The sequence below is a fragment of the Bradyrhizobium sp. genome (assembly GCF_036009065.1).
Taxonomy (GTDB): domain Bacteria; phylum Pseudomonadota; class Alphaproteobacteria; order Rhizobiales; family Xanthobacteraceae; genus Bradyrhizobium.
In genome coordinates, this window is record NZ_DASYMN010000174.1 from 1 (window position 1) to 20,405 (window position 20,405).

The window sequence follows — 20,405 nt, forward strand, 5'->3', positions numbered from 1 at the left end:
GCCGAACACGATCAGCCGGCCGATCCAGCTTCCGGTAAAAGCCTGCACATGGGCATAGGCGCCGGGCCCCGAGGCCGCGGCGATCAGCCACCATGCCAGCAGCAAGGCGCCGAAATACAGCGCAATCCCGGTGATGCGGTGCACGATCGACAGCGCCATCGTCAGCGTCCAGCGATAGCTCTGCAGATGCGGCGAAAGCGGGCGTTCGATCCTGGCGGTCATCGGCGGCTTTGACGGTTTAAGGGCCGGCGTAAAGGCCCCGGGGATCGCATTATGTCAATCCTATTTACGAACTCGAAACTCCCAGCGCAACGCCGAAAATCAACCCCCGCGAAGATACCTCCCGTCATGGCCGGGCTTGACCCGGCCATCCATCTTCATCGCAAAATGCTTTTATCGAAGATTGATGGATACGCGTGTCAAGCCCGCGTATGACGGATCAAAGCACGCGCCCGCGCATGACGGAACAAGTGAGCTGCCGCCTGGCGCAACGAGTCCCTAGTTCGCGACCGTCTGCACCACGCTCGAAACCGGCCGTGAGCTGATCGTCGGCAGCTTGGCATCCTTCACCACTTCCGCATCATACTGCGCGATGGTCTGCAGCGGCATCTTGGCTTTCATCTGCACGACCTTGTAGCCGCCCGCCTTCAATCGGCCGAGCAGGGTCGGCAGCGCTTCTGCGGTGTGCTTCTGGAAGTCGTGCATCAGGATGATGCCTTTGCCGAGCTTGTTCACTTTGGTCATCACGGTTTCAACGATCTTGTCAGGCGTGCTCGCCTTGAAGTCGAACGAGTCGAGGTCGGTGGAGAACATCGCGACGTCGCGGGTGCCGAGGTAGGTCACCATCGCGGGCGGGTGCTGCAATTGCGGAAAGCGGAAGAACGGGGCCGGTGCGGCGCCGAGCGCGAGACGTACCGCACTAAAACCCTTCTCGATTTCGTCCTTGGCCTGCTGCTCGGTCATGCCCTTTTTGTTCAGGTTGACGTGCGACCATGTATGGGAGCCTACGGTGTGCCCGGCGGCGGCAACCTGCTTCAGAATGTCGGGATGGTAGGTCGCGTGCTTGCCGACGGCGAAGAAAATTCCGGTCGTGCACTCGTCGGCAAGCGCCTTCAGCACCGCAGGCGTGTTCACGGGCCATGGGCCGTCGTCGAACGTCAGCACGACTTCCTTTTCGGCAAGGAAATCCAGCTGCTTGAAATGCTCGAAGCCGAATCCCGGCCCGCCCGTGGTATCGATTTCGACCACGCGGCCGATGCCAAGCGCATTGGGATTTGCACAGGCGCGTTTGGCCGGGGAGGGAACAGGTTTCGGTTCCGTTGCTGGCACTGTGCCGGTAACGTCGGCCAAGGGGTTAGCCTGAGCGGCCGGGGCAGGCGGAATGGCCGCCACTGCCGCGGGTTGGGCTTTTTCGGCCTGTTGAACTCTTTCAGGCGGAGAAGCCGCGCTCATCATCCATACGCCGCCGCCAACGCAGACCGAAACCGCGCCCGCGGCAACCAATCCAGCTACTACCCGCATCACATTCCTCGCAACCAAGGGAACCGCGCTTCATCGCGTGGCTCGTCCGTTGCGTTTTACGGCAATAATGAAAAGCATCCGTTAATGATGAACCCGGGCCGGAACAGCCATCGTCCCGTTTGCGGAGCGGCGCAACGCCGCACCTCACCCCCCGTACAGATACCGCGGCAGCCACAGCGTCATGCCCGGCCACAGATACATGATGACCATGCAGACAATCACTATCAGCATGTAGGGCATCATGCCGGCAAAGATCTGGTTGAGCGTGACGTGCTTCGGCGCCACGCCCTTCAGATAGAACGCCGACATCGCCACCGGCGGCGACAGGAACGCCGCCTGCAGGTTCACGAACACCAGCGTTCCCCACAGGATCGGGTCGATGCCGAAATGCTTCAGCATCGGCAGGAAGATCGGCACGAAGATGATGATGATCTCGGTCCATTCCAGCGGCCAGCCGAGCACGAAGATGATCGCCTGGCTCAGGATCATGAACTGAACCGGGGTCATGTTGAGCGAGAGCACCCAGCTTTCCAGGAGTGCCTGGCCGCCGAGGATCGCGAAAACAGCGGAAAACAGCGCGGAGCCTACGAACAGCCAGCACACCATCGCGGTGGTTTTTGCGGTCAGGAAAACCGCTTCCTTGGTGCGCTTCCAGTCCAGCGTGCGGGCGTGGAACGCCAGGAGGAAGGCGCCTGCCGCGCCGACGGCCGCGGATTCCGTCGCGGTCGTGATCCCGAACAGGATCACGGCGAGTACGACGGCGGTGAGGATGCCGAGCGGCATCACCGATGAGGTCAGGAGCTTGAGCACCTCGAAACGCTCGCCGTTCATGCGCCAGTAGGAGCGCAGCGTCCACAGCGCCAGCACGGCCGCGCTGATCCCGAACCAGAGATAGAACTGGAAGTCCGGGCCGGTTTCGGCCGGCGTCGCCGCCGGCGCCGACACCGCGCTGCCGAGTTGCTGCAGGCCCTCAATCGGGCCGGACGCAGCCGCGGCCTGCTGATGAATGACCACGTACCACCACACGGTCGACATGATGATGGTGGTCAGCAGGAACGGTACCAGCGCGATGATGAAATTCTGCACGATGGCCCCATAGGTCATGGGCTTGCCGTCGATCTGAAGGCCCCTGGCCTGCGCCGGCGAAACCAGCGCCTTGAGCAGTGCGACGAACATGTTGGGCGAATAAACCTGCTCGAATTTGGCGATCCAGGCCGGCACCTTGACCCGGGTCTGCTCCTCCGGCAGCGGCGGCGCGATCTTCGGGTCGATCAGCGCCCAGCCGATGACGTAGACGAGATAGAGGAATGCCAGGAAAAAGCCCGGGAACATCGCGGCCGCGTACAGTTTTACGACTGATTGTCCGGCCACCGCGGCGTAGACGATGATCATCACCGATGGCGGGATCAGGATTCCGAGCGTGCCGCCGGCCGTGATGACGCCGGCGGCAAGTTTTACGTCATAACCGGCGCGCAGCATCGGGTTGAAGGCGATGACGCCCATCAGCACCACGACCGCGCCGACCAGGCCGCTGGCGATGCCCCAGAAGGTGCAGACGATCAGGGTCGCGACCGCGAGCGAGGCCGGCACGCGGCGGAACGCGAGCTGGATCGAATAGAACATCTTGTCGACCAGCGCGCCGCGCTCCATCACATAGCCCATCAGCACGAACAGCGGAATGGAGATCAGGACGTCGTTGGTCATCGCGCCATAGGTGCGCTGGACCATCAGATCGAAGACGCGGTTTTGCGTCCAGTTCTGCGCCGGGTCGTAGAACGCGATGAAGCCGAAGAACATGCCGAGGCCCATCAGCGTGAAGGCCGTGGCAAAGCCCATCATGATGACGACGATGATGAGCATCAGCATCAACAGGCCGAGTGCGGGATCGCTCATGTGTTCAAGTCCCCGCCCATGCCGCGCTGCCGCGCCATTTCGTCGATTCGCTGGGCACCCTCGATGGCCAGCTTGCGCGACTCTTCGTCGACATATTCGCTGTGCGCCAATTGCTCCTCGATCACGTCGGTCTCGGCGACATCCTTGAGCCGGCTCGGCCATTCGCCGGTCTGCAGGCAGACCACGCAGCGCACGATTTCGGCAACGCCCTGCAGCATGATCAGCGCGCCGGCAATCGGAATCACCGATTTGAAATGATAGACCGGCGGACCATCCGCCGTGACATTGGAATGCTCGGCGATGCGCCAGGAGTCGGCGGCGTAGTAAAAGCCGGCGTAGCAAAGCGCGGCGATGCCGGGCAGGAAGAACACGATGTACAGCACCAGATCGAGCGTAGCCTGGGTACGCGGCTTCATCGAACTGTACAGGAAGTCGCCGCGGACATGGGCGTTCTGCGCCAGCGTATAGGCGCCGCCGAGCATGAACAGCGAGCCGTACAGCATGTTGTCGAGGTCGAAAATCCACGACGTCGGCGCGTTCAGGATGTAGCGCTTGAACACTTCGACGCAGACAACGAGCATCAGCACAATGATCAGCCAGGCCGCGGCCTTGCCGACCCAGGTGCTGATGCCATCGATGGTGTGCAGGAATCTTTCGACGCTCATGGTGTGCGGTCGTTCATCGCGAGGGGGCCCCGATACAAACCAAAGCACCACCCGGGACGCGTTCCCGGATGGTGCTTTGCCAGTCTAGCACAGGGTCAGATTTTTTTCGCTGCCCCGTTTGCACCCCAGTAGTGGTCGAACGCCATTTTTCGGCTCACCACCGTATCCTGCTCCCATCGGGTGGTCCGCTCGGCGAAGGCCAGCTGCGATTGCAGGATTTCCTTGAACAGCGGGTTTTCCGCCGATTTCTTCTTGACCACCTCGTCATAGATCTCGAGCTGCTGCTTGAGAATGGAGTCGGGCGTCTTGTAGAACTTGACGTTGTCCTTGGTCTGCAGTTCGAGGTAGTCCTTGGAATACCGGTCGATCGCCTTCAACGACATCTCGGACGAAGCCGCGTCCACCGCATTGGCGATGATGGCCCGTATCTTCTCCGGCAGCGCGTTGTACTTGTCCTTGTTGAAGGTAATCTCAAACTGCTCGGCGTTCTGGTGGTAGCTCTGCAGCATGCAGACCTTGGAGACGTCGGCAAATCCGAGCGCGCGGTCCGAGGAGGCGTTGTTGAACTCGGCGGCATCGAGCAGGCCGCGGTCCATCGCCGACACGATCTCGCCGCCCGGCAGCGCGTTAACCGCGGCGCCCATGGCCGTGTACACGTCAATGGAGATTCCGACCGTGCGATATTTGAGGCCCTTCATATCCTCGGGCTTGGTGATCGGCTTCTTGAACCAGCCGAACGGCTGCGTCGGCATCGGCCCGTAAGGGAACGAGACGACATTGGCGCCGACCGACTCATACAGCTTGGCGAGCAGTTCCTTGCCGCCGCCGTATTTGTGCCAGGCCAGCAGCATGTTGGCGTCCATGCCGAATCCCGGGCCGGAGCCCCATAGTGCCAGCGCGGTCTGCTTGCCGTAGTGATAGACCAGCACGCCGTGGCCGCCGTCGAGCACGCCTTTGGAGACCGCATCGAGCAGGCCGAAGGCGGGCACCACGGCGCCGGCCGGCAGCACCTCGATCTTGAGGTCGCCACCGGTCATGTCGTTGACCTTCTTGGCGTAATCCAGCGCGAATTCGTGGAAAATGTCCTTCGAAGGCCAGGTGCTCTGCCAGCGCATGCTGACCGGGCCCTGGGCCTTGAGGATGGTCGGCGCGGCCACTGTCGCGGCGGCCCCGGCCGCGGCCACTTTCAGAAAGCGGCGGCGCGTCGAGGTCTTGTCCTTGGTCGGTGCAGTCATGGTTTTCTCCCCTTTGGATGCCAGTCTTTGGTGGACCAGCCTTGATTTATTGGCCGAGAGACAAAGGCTTGCGCGGGTGTTTGGCAAGCCTTTTTTTAATGGCCGCAAGACATGCGACGCCGCGACGCGGCCTGCGCCGACAAAGCGTTTGGCGCGAGTTAGCTTTTATTCCCCGTCACATCAGAATTTTTATTGCTCCACTACAAATCGATTCTACGACGAAGGTAGGGTCAAGCTACGGAACCGCTCGCCGGCCGCATTGCAAGCATCGACCGACGATCGTGGATCACGTTCTCAAGCCGGTGAGCGGTGACGTTCAACGTCGTGACATCCATCGTTTCTTCGTCGCCGCTGATCGGTTTGGCCCGCTGCGCGGTGAGAATGCCGTCGATCTCTTCCTCGATGTCCGACAGTTCGGACTCCTGCTTGGCTTTCCGGATCCTGCGCCCCAAGGCGTAGAGCGAATCCAGCGCGGCTTCGCTGGTTTGCGGCTTCCCGACCCCGAGAAATTTCCAGGCCGCCGCCAGCACGGTCGCGAGGCCGCCCAGCACCATCGGCGTGAGGTAGATGACGTTGCCCCACTCGTCGAGGAAGCTTTGCGTGGTGGCGTTGTAGACGGCGGCTGCCCCCGGATGCACCGGAAGGTAGGCATCGGGGTCGGTGTCGGGAGCGGTAACCTGCGCCAGGATCGGCAGTTCGCCGATGAGGTCCCGGCGCGCGGCGAGCAGCGCCTTCGTCAGGCTGGTGACCAAATCGTCGCCGAGTTTCTTGTTGGCGACCAGATAGAGCGAGACTCTCAATGTGGTGAGATCGTCGTCGGGAACCGCGGGCGCGCCGCGCAACGTCCCCTTCGGCACGTCAAAGCTCTCATAGGCGCGCACCGTCTGCGCGATGGCGCCGGCGGATTCGATCGGGATCAGCACTGGGTTCGCCTTGCCGTTCTGCGGAAACAGATTGCGCACCAGCGTCAGATATTTCTCCGTAAGAGGAATCACGATCAGGATGGCGCCCACTTCCTTGCTCTCGATGGCGCGCCGCGTATCCGCGGGCGCGAGGTTCTTGAACGCGACACCGGCTTTGGCCAGGTCATATTCCTTGGTCAGCACATCGACGACTTGTCGATTGATCTCGCCGCCGACCACGCCGACCGTGCGGCGTTTCAAGCCCGGCACGTCGGAAATGGAAGATCCCGGCGGCGCAATCAGCAGTGCCACGGCCTTAGCCACCACTATGACGGCTTGCGCCTGCGACAGGTCGCCGACATCGCCGCGGACCACCGCCAGATCGGCCTTGCCCGATGAGAAGGCCTTGGCGGCTTCAAGCGCGCTGCCGGTTTCAATGGCCTTGAGCCGCACCGGCGCGTCCATCGAGACCAGCCTGCCGGCGATTGCCGACATGACTTTCCCCGCCTCGCCGTCGAGCGATCCGACTGCGATCGTCAGCGTCACCGGCTTGTTGTACCACCGGTACGCGAACAGGCCCGCGCCGGTCGCCAGCACAAAAACACCGATGACCAGGACGACGCGGAGCCAGGTCGGCAATCTCATCGAATTCATGCGTGCTCCGGATGGCAAAGGCGCTTCGCGATCGATCCGACCATTGGTTTCCCGTGGAAAGGCCGCAATTCTGACAAGACGAGGCTTTCAATTGGCCGGCCATGATCTCACCGGCGCCTGCCTCAATCAATTGCCCAACGCGCAATTGCCAGTTCAATTCTACCGGGATGGAAACCAAATCAATGAACCAACGCGGAATTTACCTAGGCGCGGCATTGTCGGTCGCGGTGTCGATCATGGGTCAGAACGGCGCGGTTGCGCAAGGCACCCCGGAGCAGCAGGCGGCGTGCCAGCCCGACGTGATGCGGCTGTGCGGCAATTTTATCCCCGATGTCGATCGCATCGTCGCGTGCCTGAAATACAATGAACCGAATTTGAACCCGGCGTGCCACGACGTATTCTTCCCGGTCGTGGTCGAGGAGCCAAAGCCGAAGGCGAGGCCTAAAGCGAAGCCGAAACCCAAGAAGACTGAACCGCGTTGACGTTCAGGGGAGAGGTGAACGCGAGCCGCTTCTACCTAAATTCATCACGCTCTAGAACAGCGGCGGCCGAAAATCGATGCTGCGCAGGATCACGCCGGGAGGATTGCCCTCGAGTTCGACGGCGAGGAATTTTCGCGACGCGCGTTCCTCAATGCGGTCGCGCAGCCGCAGGAATTGCTGCTCGCGCTGCTCCGGAGTGATCCGGGTCGATCCTTCAAGGCGATCCATGGCGTCGGTGCTGATGGCGCAAGGCACCTCCGTCTTGTCGTTCATCATCGTGAACAGCACGACCATGCGGTTGAAGTCGTAAGCCTGAAAGCCGCCTTGCGTGAGCGCCATGGGGGTGCTCCTTCTGCCAATGATGGATGGCATCGACGCTGCGCCGTTTCGGTGCGAATAGCCATGATTTTCTTCAGCCACTCGTCCGCGCCCGCCGTCCCTCGATCGGGTAGGCCGGATCGTTGAACCCCGGCGTCGAGGGATGGCCGGAGGCGACCAGCCGGTCGATCAGGGCCTCGTCCTCGGCGGTGAAGCGATAGTCGAGCGCGCGGAGATAATCGTCCCATTGCTCCTCGGTGCGGGGGCCGGCGATCACGCCTGACACGAACGAGGAGTTCAGCACCCACGACACCGCGAACTGCCCGGCGGTGATGCCGCGCGCCTCGGCGTGCCGGCGAATCTCCTGCGCCAGCTTCAGCGATTCCGGCCGCCACTCGGTCTGCATCATGCGGGTGTCGTTGCGCCCGGCGCGGGTCTCCTTGTCGGGCGGCGCGTCGGGCTGGTATTTTCCGGTCAATACGCCGCGCGCCAGCGGGCTGTAGGGCACGATGCCCAATCCGTAATAGCCGCAGGCCGGAAAATGCTCGACCTCCGGCATGCGGTTCATCGCGTTGTAATAAGGCTGGCTGACAATCGGGCGGTCGATGCCGAGACGGTCGCAGATGTTGCAGATTTCGGCGACGCGCCAGGCGCGATAATTGGAGACGCCGAAATAGCGCACCTTGCCTTGGCGGATCAGGTCGCCCATGGCGCGCACGGTCTCCTCCAGCGGCGTGGAATGGTCTTCCTTATGCAAATAATAGATGTCGATGGTGTCGGTGCCGAGCCGCTTCAGGCTTTCCTCGGCGGCCTGCAGCACCCAGCGCCGCGACAGCCCGCCGCGATTGGGATCCTCGCCCATCTGGTTGGCGAGTTTTGTCGCCAGAATCCAGTGCTGCCGGCTGTTGGAAATGGCGCGGCCGACCGCTTGCTCCGACCTGCCGCCGTTATAAGCATCGGCGGAATCGATGAAATTGATTCCGGCCTCGCGCGCCTTGGCGACGATCCGCGACGAGGTCGCCTCGTCGGTCGGGCCGCCGAACATCATCGTGCCCAGACAAATCGGCGAGATTTTCAGGCCGCTGCGGCCGAGTGGGCGGTAGTCCATGTTAATCCCTCCCAAACGTTCTGATCGTCATTGCGAGGAGCGAAGCGACGAAGCAATCCAGCTCTTTCGTGTTGCTTCTGGATTGCTTCGCTGCGCTCGCAATGACGGTAATTAATCGCTCGCTCACTACACGTCCGCTGGCGGTGAAACTATGTAGCGCGCTCGCGCCCGTCCTTCATCACCTTGAACACGCCGCTGGCCATCGCGACACAGCGCTCGCCTGCGGTCACCTCGGTGGTCACGAAGATCAGGCTGCGGGTCGAGCGGATCACGCGCGGCCTCGACACCAGCACCTCGCCGATCCTGGCGGCATCGACAAACTGCGTGTCGAACTGCACCGTGGCGAGGCTTGCCGAGCCCGAGACGAAACGTCCGGTCATGCCGCATGTGCGGTCCGCGAAGGTCATCAATACGCCGCCCTGGACAACGCCGCGGCGATTGTGATGTTTGTCCTCCGCGATCAACGCGTACTCCTGAACGTCATTGACGATCCGGTGCCAGAGCGGTCCGACCAGAGCGATGAATCCGCTGGCTTCCACGCTGCTCCAGCCAAGGGATTTCAGTTTCTCGGCCGCAGCATCGGTCATGGATTCAAACTCTCGGTAATGAGGTGCAATCTGAATTCCTCATCCTGAGGAGCGCTCCCTAAGGAGCGCGTCTCGAAGGATGGCCACAAGCTCTCATGGTTCGAGACGCGCCGCTGCGCGACGCTCCTCACCATGAGGCCTCGCCTTTCATCAAACGCTGGGGTGTTGTAGTCAAGCGGGATGATGCAGCCTTTCAACGATGCCACGAGGCGGAATATCGCCGAGCGCTGCGCGGCGTTCGCGCGGCTCGAACCGCGCGAGTTGACGGGGCTGAAGCAGGCCGCGGTTGCAATCGCTTTGGTGGACGCCAGGGATCGTTCGGGCGGAACGGCGCTGCTGCTGACATTGCGCGCCTCCGGGCTTCGCGCCCACAGCAATCAATGGGCGTTGCCGGGTGGGCGCTGCGACACGGGCGAAACGCCGGCCACGGCGGCGCTGCGCGAACTGCACGAAGAACTCGGCCTTGAACTTGGCGAAGCGGATGTTCTAGGCCAGCTCGACGAATATCCGACCCGCTCCGGTTATCTCATCACCCCGGTGGTGGCGTGGGCCGCCGACAGCGCAAGTCTGTCGCCGAATCCGGCCGAGGTGAGGTCCGTGCACCGCATTGCGCTCACCGATGTCGAACAACCCGACGCCTTCGACTTCGTTACGATTCCGCAGAGCCACCGCCGCGTGATCCGCTTTCGTCACGCCGGCCAATACATCCATGCGCCGACCGCGGCGCTGATCTACCAGTTCCGCGAAGTGCTGGCGGGCCGCGATACCCGCGTTGCCGAATTGGAGCAGCCGGTGTTCGCGTGGAAGTGACTTAAGGCGGATTGCGTTTCACCACGGCTTTGCGCGACGATGCGGCCAATCAAAAACAATCGTCCCGGGAGGACCGTCCGACATGCGTATCTGGAAAACCTTGGGCAGCGCGGCAACTGCCGCACTCGCGATGTGTGGACCTCTCGCTCCCGCGCAGGCGCAGACCTACCCGAGCCGGGCGATCACGCTGGTGATTCCGTTCGCCCCGGGCGGCAGCACCTCGATCGTGGGGCGCGGCATCGCCGACAAGATGAGCGAACTGCTCGGCGAAAAGGTCGTGGTCGACAACCGCCCGGGCGCCGGCGGCACCGTCGGCACCAAGGCTGTGGCGAGGAGCGATCCCGATGGCTACACCCTTGTGCTGGGCTATACCGGAACGCTGGCGATCGGACCGTCGCTGTACAAAAATGCCGGATACGATCCGCGCAAGGATTTTGCGCCGATCGGCCTGATCGGCAACGCGCCGAATTCGCTGGTGGTGCACCCGTCCTTCCCCGCCAAGACCATCGCGGAGTTGATCGCCTACGCGAAAGCCAATCCCGGCAAGGTCAATTTCGGCTCCGCCGGTGCCGGCACGGTCAGCCACATCACCGGCGAATATTTCGCGGCCTCCGCCGGCATCAAGCTGGTGCATATTCCCTACAAGGGAACCGGACCTGCGCTGACCGATCTGCTCGGCGGCCATATCCCGATGGCATTCGCGCCGATTCCCGCCTCGCACCCCAACGTCACTGCCGGAAAGTTGCGCGCTCTCGCGGTCACCAGCACCACCCGCTCCAGCCTGCTGCCGGATGTGCCGACAATCGCCGAGTCCGTACTGCCCGGATTCGACGCCTCGCTCTATTACGGGCTGGCAGCACCAGCCGGCACGCCGCGGCCCATTATCGACAAGCTCAACACGGCATTGCGCGACGCGCTTGCCTCCGGCGAGGTCAAGAGGCAGCTGACGCAGGACGGTACCGAAATCACGCCGGGCACGCCGGAAGACTACGCCGCCTTCATCGACAAGGACGAGAAGAAATGGTCGCAGCTGGTCAAGGCCAGCGGCGTCGAGCAGGAGTGAGCCGTCTTCTCGTCATGGCCGGGCTTGTCCCGGCCATCTACGCCTTTTTCCTGTAGCGAGGAATCGTAGGTGGGCAAAGGCGCGCTGTTCGCGCCGTGCCCACCCCTGCAATGCCCATGGTGGGCACGCCATCGGGCGCGCATTGGCCCGACCGTTGGCTTTGCCCACCCTACGCTCTAAACAAGTGGCATGCTCGCGTCTCCGATTCGCCGTTGCTCCGGAACTCTCGCATTAGCGCTGCTGCTGATCGCGCCGCAGGCGTTCGCAATGGACGGGAGAGGAATCCCCGCGGCGACCGCGAATGCATTTGCGCAGGCGGCCTCCCCGCAAGCGATCGCGGAATATCGGCGCAAGCTAAAGGAATATCTCGAGGCCCGCGCGACCTTTGAGCAAGAGGCGGGCGCCTACTGGAGTTCGATCTCGGAGAAGCGGCGCGGACGCAATGCCAAGCGCCGCGACCGGCAAGCGATCGCGCTCGACGATTATGTGCTGACACAGCCGCCAGCGTATGACGGGCCGAAGCGGCCGGTCGATCCGTCGCCATCGGAGCCGGACGACACGCCGCGCCCGCGCAAGACCATTCCGGTCGTCGCCGATCTGCTGAAAGCCGCCGCGGAACATTTCCAGTTCGCGCCGCAGCGGCCGGCAAACGAACTCGAGTTCAAGCGCGCCTACGCCCGGGTTGCGTCCGCAGCGGGGCTGACGCGGGAGCAGGCGGTGCGGGTCTATGCATTCGAGACCGGCGGCAACGGCAATCACGACATGCAATCGGGCTTGAGCCCGTCGCGGCCGGGCTCGCGTGCGATCTCGACCGCGATCGGCTACAATCAGCTGCTCACCACCAACAGCGTGGAGCTGCTTGCCGAGCAGGGCCACGACATCCTCAAGGTGGTGACCGAAAGGGCCGCGCGATTGTCCGGCGCGCCGCGCAAGGCGATGGATCACAAGATCGCGGTGCTGAGGCGGATGGTGGCGTTCGCGCGCTCGGTGCCGGACGAATGGGCCGCGCATGAAAAACTCGCCAATACGCCGCAGGGCTGGGCCGTCCACGCCATGGTGCTGGACATCGATGTCGGCCCGCTGCTGCAGACGCACAAGCTGCTGACTTCCGTCATCTTCGCGCGCAACAAGGGGCATGTCCGTCCGCTGACCGCGGCCGAACTGGAGATGATGAACCTGACCGGCGACGGCACCGGGCTCGACATGGTGACGATGCCGCAGGCGATGCGCGAACGGGTCCCGACCTCGAATTTTTTCCAGCGTGGCGGCTACGAGCGCAATCCGGTGGCGGTCCGCAACAACACGGTGGCGAAGCTGCTGGCGGTGACCGATGCGCGGATGGACAGTAATTCCAGCAATCAAGGCGCCAAAGACTTGGCGGCGGCGTTCTAGCTCTTCATCCTCCCCTGGAGGGGGAGGGTCGGCGAACAGCGCGCGAAGCGCGATGTGTGACGGGGTCGAGTGAAGCTACTAAGGCAGCGCAGCGGATGAACAACACCCCACCCCGCCGCGAATTTCATTCGCGTCGACCCTCCCCCTCCAGGGAGGGTAAGCGAGCCATGGGCTTCGCTCACCCCGGCCCGAACTTGAATTTGCCATCGCCTTCCAGATACGGACCGGTGCGCATATATAGCTGTCCGTTGGTGCCGATGAAGAACAAGGTCTCCTTCGGCACCTTCTTGGCGCCCTTCAGCAGTTCCTTGGCGTTGCCGGTGCCCATCTTGTAGGAATACGTCTTGCCGTCCTTGCCGTAGCCGTAGCCCATGTCCGGCGACAGCACCCAAGGTGTCGGCGCCGCGCCCTGCGCGCCTGCCGCCGTCGCCAGCGCGGTCAGTGCGACCGCTGCCAAAAGCGTTTTCGTCGAAAATCTCGTCATCGTGCATTCTCCAGCCGCTGATTTGATTGGTGTCACCGATGGCGCTAGCCAGCGTTTGAACAAACCACGAACGTCATTCCGGCGTCAATACGGCGCGAATTGGTTCGCGACTTTGTCATTTCACGATTCAATCTTCGCGGCTATCTTCCAGTTTCAATTTCGAGCCGCCTTGCGAGCGGCCATGGGGATGTCAGGATGAATTACGTATTGAAGGCCTGTTGTTTTATCGGATTGTCGGTTTCGATTCTGGCGCCGGCCGCACACGCAGCTGAGTACCAGCTAAGCAACAACCAGCGCATTTCCTGCGGCCGCGGCTTGAGTCCAGGCAAACTCAGCACTGCAACATGCAAGTCCTACGCTTATGTCTTCAACGTCAAGACATCGGAATATTTCAGGTGCTCGGTCAGCATGTCGCTGACGCGCGACAACAAGGAAGTGATCAGCAACCAGAGCGAAGGCAGCTGCGTCAAGAAGCCCCGCATCTTCGACACCGATTCCAGCTACTCGTTCGACGCCACCGAAACCGAGCCGCCGAACACCAATTCGTTCTTCGGGCAGGGCGGTTACGCGGTGTGGGCCAGCGACAACAATGCGCGCAAAGTCCGCGGCTGCATCATCATCAGTTCGGGACTGGGGTCGGACGTGACGAAATGCCTGGACATGAAGTTCGAGTGAAGCCGTGGAAATCGTAGGGTGGGCAAAGGCGCGCTCTTCGCGCCGCGCCCACCATCTTGTTGTAATGGTTTTCGAGATGGTGGGCACGTCGCTTCGCGCCTTTGCCCACCGTACAAGTCGTCCGCTCATTCCGGCTTGATGCCGGCGAATTTTGCCACCTTGCCCCACTTCTCGGTTTCCGCCAGCACGTAAGCTTGCATGTCCTCCGGCGAGCCGCCGGCGGGTTCGGCGCCGAGCTTGCGCAGGCGTGCGATCCCGTCCTCAGTCTTGAGGAACTTGTCGACGCTGGCATTGAGCCGGCCGATGATCTCCTTCGGCGTTTTTGCCGGCGCGCCGATGGTGAACCACGACGCCGCCTCGTAGCCGGGGACACCGGCTTCGGCGATGGTCGGCAGGTCCGGCAGCAGCGGCCAGCGCGTCGCGGTGGAGACCGCCAGCGGGCGGATCTGGCCGGCTTCGGCGAAGGGCTGCGACGCCGGCAGATTGTCGATCGTCAACTGGACGCGGCCCGCAATCAGGTCGGTCAGCGCCGGCGCGCTGCCCTTGTAGGGGACATGGGTCATGTCGACGCCGGTCATCGACTTGAACAGTTCGGTGGACAGATGCGCGGTGCTGCCGAGCCCGGGCGTGCAGTAGAACAATTCGCCCGGCTTGGATTTCGCATGCGCAATCAATTCCACGACCGACTTGACCGGCAGCGAGTTGGTCACCGAGCACAGATTCGCCACCCGCGCGATGATGATGACAGGCGCGATGTCCTTGATCTGGTCGTAGGTCATGGCCTTGAACACGAACTTGTTGATCGCGTGCGTGCCCGGCGTGCCGACGATGAAGGTGTAACCGTCAGGCTCGGCTTTCGCGACCGCGTCCGCAGCGATATTGCCGCCGGCGCCGGTCTTGTTCTCGACGATGAACTGCTGGCCGAACTCTTCCGACACCTTTGCCGCGACCACCCGCGCCAGGATGTCGGTGGTGCCGCCGGCCGCGAACGGCACCACGAGTTTTACGGGCCGGGTCGGCCATTCGGCGGCGCGGGCCCGGCGCGGCAACAGCGGCAGCGCGCCCAGCGCAGCGGCGCCGCCGATCAGGATGGAGCGGCGGTTCGGACGAAAGCGGTTCTGGGATTGCATGCCGGGTGTTTCCTTGCGAATGGAATTGTTCGGGGGAAATTGGTTTCGCTGCCTAGAGTACGCGGGGAAGTGCGGCGTTGCCAGTACGAAGCGCGCCGGCGTGCGGGCCGGCTTCGGGCATCATGACGACGAACAGCGCAAGTGCCACGGCCGCGATGGCAGCCAGAAAAAGAAAAGCCGCACTGTAACCGGCCGCGACCACGATGAATCCGGCCGCCGCGGCGCTGAGCGCACCGCCGAGGCCCGCCGCGGTGGCGATGGCGCCCTGGCTGACGTTGAAATGACCGGTGCCGCGGGTGAGGTCGGCGACCACGAGCGGGAACAGCGCGCCGAAAATGCCGGCGCCGACGCCGTCGAGCAGTTGCACGCCCACCAGCCAGTAAGGATTGTCGGCGAGCGGATACAGCGCGCCGCGCAGTGCCAGCACCGCCAGTGCCGCGGCGAAGATCGGCTTGCGCCCCCACGCGTCGGCCTTGCGGCCCACCATGATCGCGACCGGCACCATCACCAGCTGCGCCGCGACGATGCAGACCGACATCAGCGTGGTGCCGAGAGCGTTGTTCACCAATGCCAGCTTTTGTCCGACCAACGGCAGCATGGCGGCGTTGGCAAAGTGAAACAGCACCGCCGAGGCAGCGAAGATCAGCAGCGGCCGGCAGGTCAGCAGGACCTGGAATCCGGAAGGCTTGTCGCGATGGTCGGCATCAGGCTCGGTCGTGCCGTCGAGCCCGCGCGCTACATGATTGTCGATGGCATCGGCGGGAATCGATAGCGTCGCGAAAATGCTGGCGATGGCCATCGCGGCCAATAGCCAGAACACAACGACTGGGCCGAAAAAATACGCCGATATGCCGGCGAGCGTCGCCGCGGTCGCGTTGCCGGCATGATTGAAGGCTTCGTTGCGCCCGATGCGTTTGGCAAATGCCTTCGGTCCGACGATGCCGAGGGTTACCGCCGCTACTGCCGGTGCAAAGATCGCTCCCGCTGCCCCCGCGATGGCCTGGGTAGCCGCTACCCATTCGAATCTGGCAATGAACGGCAGAGTGAGGCACGCCAGCGTGACCACGATCGCAGCCGCAATCATCAGGCCGCGCTTCGCCGTGCTTCGGTCGATCAATGCGCCGGCGGGGGTCTGGGCGATGATGCCGGCCAGCGCGGCGATCGACATCACCATGCCGATGCTGGCCTGGTCCCATTTTTGTTCGGTCAAAAGATAGATCGCGAGATAGGGGCCGAGCCCGTCGCGCACGTCGGCGAGAAAGAAGTTCAGCGCGTCCAGCGGGTGTTTGACCTTTGCGGCCTCAGCGCGTGCCAAACTGTCCTCGCTCTCGCGGTGGTGTCCGGCCCCCAACTGTGGTCGAGCGGGTTAAGTTCCGCGATTACGAGCGAAATCTCTCGATATGTCGTCCCCGCGAAGGCGGGGACCCATAACCACAGGCAAAACGCTGACCGTATGCCGGTCAGCGTCAGTTTAGCTTGGTTGCCGCGCTTGCTGCGATCAGAAATACACGCAATTTTAGTGGCTCATGCGCGCCGAGACCGGATGTCCGGGACCTTCCTCCATCGGGAATCAATCCGTCTGTAACGGGATGTGAACGTCGATCTTCGGATTCCCCATCAGCTTGGCGGGGAAGCGGGCCCCGACGACCTTCTTGTTCACCGGTTCGACCTCAACACTCAGCTTGCCTCCGGATACTTCCGCTAGAGGCAGGTCGAAGTCGAAGTGTGTCATTGCGTTCTTGACGCATGTCTCACACTGCTCCGGCTCCGGGGGCTGAAACATGAAGCGTGAGGCAATCTGCTTGCCATCCTTCAGAAGATTGACCGCGAAGCTGCCGGGTATCTTCACCCGATTGATGCCGGTAACGGAGACCGTCGCGCGCTGAGGGTTGAGCGAGACCGCGCGGTTGATGGACGCCGCACGACTGGTCTTGAGCGCAAATGCGAGCATCGGCGCTTCAGTAGTGGGCGGCGCGTAGTCGACACTTAGAGAGTTCACCGAATCGATGACCTTCACGGTAGTGAGCCCGGCCGGTTGGGCCGTGAACGGCGTCAGCGCCTCCAATGGGCCGATGGTGAATATCTGATAGCTGACCGGATCGGTCAGCTTGTCGATGGTCGTGAGCAACCCATTGAGGTCTGTGGCCTGTGTTTTCTTCTGCCATTCCCACCATAGCCGGTCCCAGTTCGCGTGAAAGAACCAGAAAACCGGATCGAAGGCGGCGACCGACGGGTCGGACATGGTCGGTCCGATCGAACCGTGGCCGCCATCGTGAGCGGCGATGATGGTGTTGTTCGTGGCGCCGGACCAATAACCGTGAAAATCCTCCCAGTCCGTCTTGGTGAGAGCCCGATTGATATCGCCGGTCACATCGTATCTCAGCAGCCCGGCCTGGATATCAGGGTAGGAAAAGCGCTGGGTGACGTAGCCTTTGTCATACCCGCCACCGATGTCCTGCGGGAGCGTGTAGCTGTCGTAGGGAGGGGATTTGAGAAGGTCCGGAAACGGCGTCGTGATGTCCCAGTACGGAAGGGTGACGTTCGCGCATCCGGGAATGGAGCGCAGCGCGTTCTCAAAGCCCAACAGGTAAGCTCTGTGCCACGGGTTGTAGGCAGGCGCGTGGTGCATACAGTACGCCGGCAATGGAAGCCAATGAATGCCAGCCTGCGCGAAATAGCTGTTCGGGTCGGAGACGCCGTTGGCCAGGATGCCCTCGAAAGCCTTTTTCAAGGTATCGCGCTCAGTGGCGCTCAGACTGTTCACGTCCTTCCTGATCCGCGTGGCCGCCGTTTTCCGGGCCGTCAGAGACATCATCGCGGAGGCCGGAGCGTATGCCGGAACGCCTTTCGGACAGCCGTCGGTTATCCAATTGAGAAAGGTCTGGTTCATGTCCTGCGTCCACGGATTGCCGGGAGGCATCTTTTGGCTCGCGACCTGGCCGTAGATGTTGCCGGCGCCGACCTGGACCTGCTCGTAACTGGTCAAGTCCAGGTGTTGGGTGCCCATGTGCTCGATGTCCGTTTTGGTGAACATCAGGCGGATCGTGTCGTACCAGGTGGGATGCGCTACGGGATAGGTCGGTGTGACAGACATAATAGCCTCCGTGGGTCAATCTATTTGGGGTCAATCGGACTCAAGCATAAGGTACACGCTCAGCGTGGGGTGCCCCATCCGTTCCAGCTGCGGACGTTGTCCAGGCAGGGGCGATCCAGCAGGCTCTATCTCGACGCTTAGTTTGCCGTCGGCCACGGCATCGATGGGCAGAAGGAAGTCGAAGTGGGCAGGTTGACGCTGAGCGGCATCCGCGCCGTCCGGAGCATGCAAGAAGAAGCGCGACGCTATACGCTGTCCGTCCTTGACGAGGTGCACAGCGAACGAGGTCGCGATGGCGCTGGTATCCAGGCCCTCGACGGCGACATTCACTTCACGCGTGTTCACTGCGACCGTCTCAGAGATCGAGACCGATTTGCGGGTCTTCCGCGCGCCGCTCATGGCCGAAAACTCACGTCCTGCTCACTTGCGCCGGACAGCACAAGTTTTACCTCCCTCCCAGATCGCTACACTCTAAAATTGAGTATATAATCTTTCATTCAGTCCGAAAGCAAGTATGTGCCGCCTGGAATGAAATTGCGCCGGCGTCGGATCATGCGCGGAGCCTTCCGCCGCCGACGCCCTTCTCCTTGAAGTGCTTCAGCGCGCCGGGATGGAACGGGACCGATGAACGCGTCTGCACCTGGTTGTCGAGCGAAAAGCTTTCGGCTTCCTTGTGTACGGCGACGATATCGGCCTTCTTCTCCACCAGCGTCTTGACGATGGCGATGCTGGCTTGGCGAGGGTAGATGACCGCGTAGACTGGGCTGAGAGCTTCCGTTCTGAAATCCAGCTTCGCGGAGAGAGTGTGTTTGCAATTCGGCGATTTGAAATCCTGAACTTGCGATCTCTTCGTAGGTAACAAAGGATCATTTACCAGTGTTTTTGTCTTGCACGAGCAAAGGAGTCCATGGTGACCGAAGCCCGCAATGATTGGATCAAGCCAACTACGCTTGTAGGACGCAACGTAAGGCTCGTGCCGTTGTCACAGGACCACCGTGAAGCTTTAGTTGAGGCTGTTCGTGACGGTGCGCTATGGCGCCTTTGGTACACGAGTGCGCCTGCGCCCGAGGAGATGGAAGCAGATATCAACCGTCGGCTTGGACTTCAGGCAGCCGGCGCAATGCTGCCATTTACCGTTATCCATGAGCCAAGCGGTCGTATCGTCGGAATGACGACTTATGCCAATCTCGATCCAACAGGTCCTCGTGTCGAGATTGGATATACATGGTATTCACTTAGCATGCAGAGAACCGGGCTAAACACCGAAGCAAAACTCATTCTGCTCGAGCATGCATTTGATGAAATTGGCTGCGTTGCCGTGGAGTTTCGCACGCATTTCCTGAATCATCAAAGTCGCCAAGCTATAGAGCGGCTCGGAGCAAAACTCGACGGAGTTCTCCGTTCCCACCAGCGAGCAAAGGATGGCACGATCCGGGATAGCTGTATTTACAGCATAGTTATGCATGAATGGCCGTCGGTACGCTCGCATCTTAACTGGCAGCTTGATAAGCCTCGTGGTGACTGAGGGTCGTTGCTTCCACTCTTGACCTGTATCTGGCTGCTGGCTTTTGGAACATTTGCAAAGGCGTGATCCAGCTCGCCGGTGCTGTACTGGCCTGCGAGGCCAGTGTCCTGAAGGACGCCGCCTTGCAGAGCATAACACTGCTCTCGGTGCTGATCCGCCATGAGCAGACGATGTTCGCCCAAGCTCAACAATCCACGGCCTGTATGGCCAACCACGACGTGAGGCGGGGCCACGCCGCCGCCAACGGCTTTCTGGCCGGTCAGGTTCCGTCGCCGCAAAGAAAAGGCCGCGATCCGTAGCGGATCGCGGCCAAATCGAAGCGGAAGCGTTAGCCGGCGATAGCTCTACCCGCCGACGCCCTTTTCCTTGAAATACTTCAGCGCGCCGGGATGGAACGGCACCGGCGAGCGCGCCTGCACCTGGTTGTCGAGCGAGAAGCTTTCGGCTTCCTTGTGCACGGCGACGATATCGGCCTTCTTCTCCACCAGCGTCTTGACGATGGCATAAGCATCGTCATTGCTCATCTTGTCGCCGGTGACGATCAGGTTCCAGACCTCGGCAATGGCGTTGTCCTTGTCCATGCCGGGATAGGCGCCGGTCTTGATGGTGCTGGAAGTGTAGAGCTTGCCGAATTTGGCGTTCATCTTCTCGACCGTGTCGGCGTGATCGATCAGCTTGATCTTCATGCCGGGCGTTGCCGCAAGATCAGTCACCGCCGCGGTCGGGATGCCGCCGACCCAGAAGAACGCGTCGATCTTGCGGTCCTTGATGGCGTTGACGGATTCGGCCACCCCAAGCCGCTCGCGTTTCATGTCCTTGTCCTTGTCGAGGCCGGCCGCCTCGATCACGCGGAACGCCATCACCTCG

23 protein-coding genes are annotated in these 20,405 nt (G+C 62.0%); 7 read left to right on the top strand and 16 right to left on the bottom strand.

The window, feature by feature from the left end:
- The 6 genes from sdhC to VGP39_RS10550 all read right to left on the bottom strand — a co-directional run.
- Positions 1–222 (bottom strand): succinate dehydrogenase, cytochrome b556 subunit (gene sdhC, locus VGP39_RS10525; RefSeq protein ID WP_327567966.1); only part of this gene is annotated, 222 nt, incomplete at its 3' end.
- A gap of 276 nt (positions 223–498) precedes the next feature.
- Positions 499–1,521: a polysaccharide deacetylase family protein gene (locus tag VGP39_RS10530; RefSeq protein ID WP_327568043.1), complete on the bottom strand. Its 1,023-nt coding sequence runs from the start codon at positions 1,519–1,521 to the stop codon at positions 499–501.
- A gap of 144 nt (positions 1,522–1,665) precedes the next feature.
- The gene (locus VGP39_RS10535; RefSeq protein WP_327568044.1) at positions 1,666–3,414 is read right to left on the bottom strand and encodes a TRAP transporter large permease; all 1,749 of its coding nucleotides are present in this window, start codon (positions 3,412–3,414) and stop codon (positions 1,666–1,668) included.
- Positions 3,411–4,079 (bottom strand): TRAP transporter small permease subunit, encoded by a 669-nt coding sequence (locus tag VGP39_RS10540; protein WP_327568045.1) that lies wholly within the window; start codon positions 4,077–4,079, stop codon positions 3,411–3,413. The genes VGP39_RS10535 and VGP39_RS10540 overlap by 4 nt, the downstream gene beginning before the upstream one ends.
- Positions 4,080–4,174: 95 nt before the next feature.
- Entirely contained in the window at positions 4,175–5,314 is a 1,140-nt protein-coding gene (locus VGP39_RS10545; protein WP_327568046.1) for a twin-arginine translocation signal domain-containing protein, read from the bottom strand.
- 230 nt (positions 5,315–5,544) lie between these two features.
- The gene (locus VGP39_RS10550) at positions 5,545–6,870 is read right to left on the bottom strand and encodes a TAXI family TRAP transporter solute-binding subunit (RefSeq protein ID WP_327568047.1); all 1,326 of its coding nucleotides are present in this window, start codon (positions 6,868–6,870) and stop codon (positions 5,545–5,547) included.
- A 182-nt stretch (positions 6,871–7,052) separates the two neighbouring features.
- On the opposite strand from VGP39_RS10550, the gene VGP39_RS10555 reads away from it, so the two are divergent.
- Positions 7,053–7,352, top strand: a complete 300-nt coding sequence (locus tag VGP39_RS10555) for a hypothetical protein (protein ID WP_327568048.1) — start codon at positions 7,053–7,055, stop codon at positions 7,350–7,352.
- A gap of 51 nt (positions 7,353–7,403) precedes the next feature.
- On the opposite strand, the gene VGP39_RS10560 is transcribed toward VGP39_RS10555, so the two are convergent.
- The 3 genes from VGP39_RS10560 to VGP39_RS10570 all read right to left on the bottom strand — a co-directional run bounded on the left by VGP39_RS10560 (position 7,404) and on the right by VGP39_RS10570 (position 9,365).
- A complete protein-coding gene (locus VGP39_RS10560) occupies positions 7,404–7,691 on the bottom strand; it encodes a DUF1488 domain-containing protein (RefSeq protein ID WP_327568049.1) in 288 nt (95 codons plus the stop codon).
- A gap of 73 nt (positions 7,692–7,764) precedes the next feature.
- Positions 7,765–8,778 (bottom strand): aldo/keto reductase, encoded by a 1,014-nt coding sequence (locus VGP39_RS10565; protein WP_327568050.1) that lies wholly within the window; start codon positions 8,776–8,778, stop codon positions 7,765–7,767.
- A 149-nt stretch (positions 8,779–8,927) separates the two neighbouring features.
- Positions 8,928–9,365 carry a PaaI family thioesterase gene (locus VGP39_RS10570; RefSeq protein ID WP_327568051.1) on the bottom strand — a complete coding sequence of 146 codons (438 nt, stop codon included), beginning with the start codon at positions 9,363–9,365 and terminating at the stop codon, positions 8,928–8,930.
- Between the two features lie 180 nt (positions 9,366–9,545).
- Here VGP39_RS10570 and VGP39_RS10575 point away from each other — a divergent pair, with 180 nt between their 5' ends.
- From VGP39_RS10575 to VGP39_RS10585, 3 genes are all read left to right on the top strand, one after another.
- Complete coding sequence (locus tag VGP39_RS10575) at positions 9,546–10,175, top strand: CoA pyrophosphatase (RefSeq protein WP_327568052.1); 630 nt, start codon at positions 9,546–9,548, stop codon at positions 10,173–10,175.
- A gap of 82 nt (positions 10,176–10,257) precedes the next feature.
- Entirely contained in the window at positions 10,258–11,238 is a 981-nt protein-coding gene (locus VGP39_RS10580) for a tripartite tricarboxylate transporter substrate binding protein (protein ID WP_327568053.1), read from the top strand.
- 189 nt (positions 11,239–11,427) lie between these two features.
- Positions 11,428–12,630: a hypothetical protein gene (locus VGP39_RS10585; RefSeq protein WP_327568054.1), complete on the top strand. Its 1,203-nt coding sequence runs from the start codon at positions 11,428–11,430 to the stop codon at positions 12,628–12,630.
- A 178-nt stretch (positions 12,631–12,808) separates the two neighbouring features.
- On the opposite strand, the gene VGP39_RS10590 is transcribed toward VGP39_RS10585, so the two are convergent.
- Positions 12,809–13,114 carry a hypothetical protein gene (locus tag VGP39_RS10590; protein WP_327568055.1) on the bottom strand — a complete coding sequence of 102 codons (306 nt, stop codon included), beginning with the start codon at positions 13,112–13,114 and terminating at the stop codon, positions 12,809–12,811.
- Positions 13,115–13,309: 195 nt separating this feature from the next.
- Between VGP39_RS10590 and VGP39_RS10595 the strand changes: the two genes are divergently transcribed.
- Complete coding sequence (locus tag VGP39_RS10595) at positions 13,310–13,789, top strand: hypothetical protein (RefSeq protein ID WP_327568056.1); 480 nt, start codon at positions 13,310–13,312, stop codon at positions 13,787–13,789.
- A gap of 125 nt (positions 13,790–13,914) precedes the next feature.
- On the opposite strand, the gene VGP39_RS10600 is transcribed toward VGP39_RS10595, so the two are convergent.
- The 5 genes from VGP39_RS10600 to VGP39_RS10620 form a co-directional block, all read right to left on the bottom strand.
- On the bottom strand, positions 13,915–14,919 hold the full coding sequence (locus VGP39_RS10600) for a tripartite tricarboxylate transporter substrate binding protein (protein ID WP_327568057.1): 1,005 nt from the start codon (positions 14,917–14,919) through the stop codon (positions 13,915–13,917).
- 52 nt (positions 14,920–14,971) lie between these two features.
- Positions 14,972–16,234, bottom strand: a complete 1,263-nt coding sequence (locus tag VGP39_RS10605) for an MFS transporter (RefSeq protein ID WP_327568058.1) — start codon at positions 16,232–16,234, stop codon at positions 14,972–14,974.
- 255 nt (positions 16,235–16,489) lie between these two features.
- On the bottom strand, positions 16,490–18,013 hold the full coding sequence (locus VGP39_RS10610; protein ID WP_327568059.1) for a tyrosinase family protein: 1,524 nt from the start codon (positions 18,011–18,013) through the stop codon (positions 16,490–16,492).
- Between the two features lie 30 nt (positions 18,014–18,043).
- Entirely contained in the window at positions 18,044–18,412 is a 369-nt protein-coding gene (locus tag VGP39_RS10615; protein ID WP_327568060.1) for a hypothetical protein, read from the bottom strand.
- A gap of 151 nt (positions 18,413–18,563) precedes the next feature.
- Complete coding sequence (locus VGP39_RS10620; RefSeq protein WP_327568061.1) at positions 18,564–18,875, bottom strand: TAXI family TRAP transporter solute-binding subunit; 312 nt, start codon at positions 18,873–18,875, stop codon at positions 18,564–18,566.
- Between the two features lie 45 nt (positions 18,876–18,920).
- On the opposite strand from VGP39_RS10620, the gene VGP39_RS10625 reads away from it, so the two are divergent.
- A complete protein-coding gene (locus VGP39_RS10625) occupies positions 18,921–19,538 on the top strand; it encodes a GNAT family protein (RefSeq protein WP_327568062.1) in 618 nt (205 codons plus the stop codon).
- Positions 19,539–19,600: 62 nt separating this feature from the next.
- Entirely contained in the window at positions 19,601–19,837 is a 237-nt protein-coding gene (locus VGP39_RS10630) for a hypothetical protein (protein WP_327568063.1), read from the top strand.
- Between the two features lie 45 nt (positions 19,838–19,882).
- Here VGP39_RS10630 and VGP39_RS10635 read toward each other — a convergent pair.
- Positions 19,883–20,405, bottom strand: a 523-nt coding sequence (locus VGP39_RS10635) for a TAXI family TRAP transporter solute-binding subunit (RefSeq protein WP_327568064.1), incomplete at its 5' end; no start/stop codon positions are given.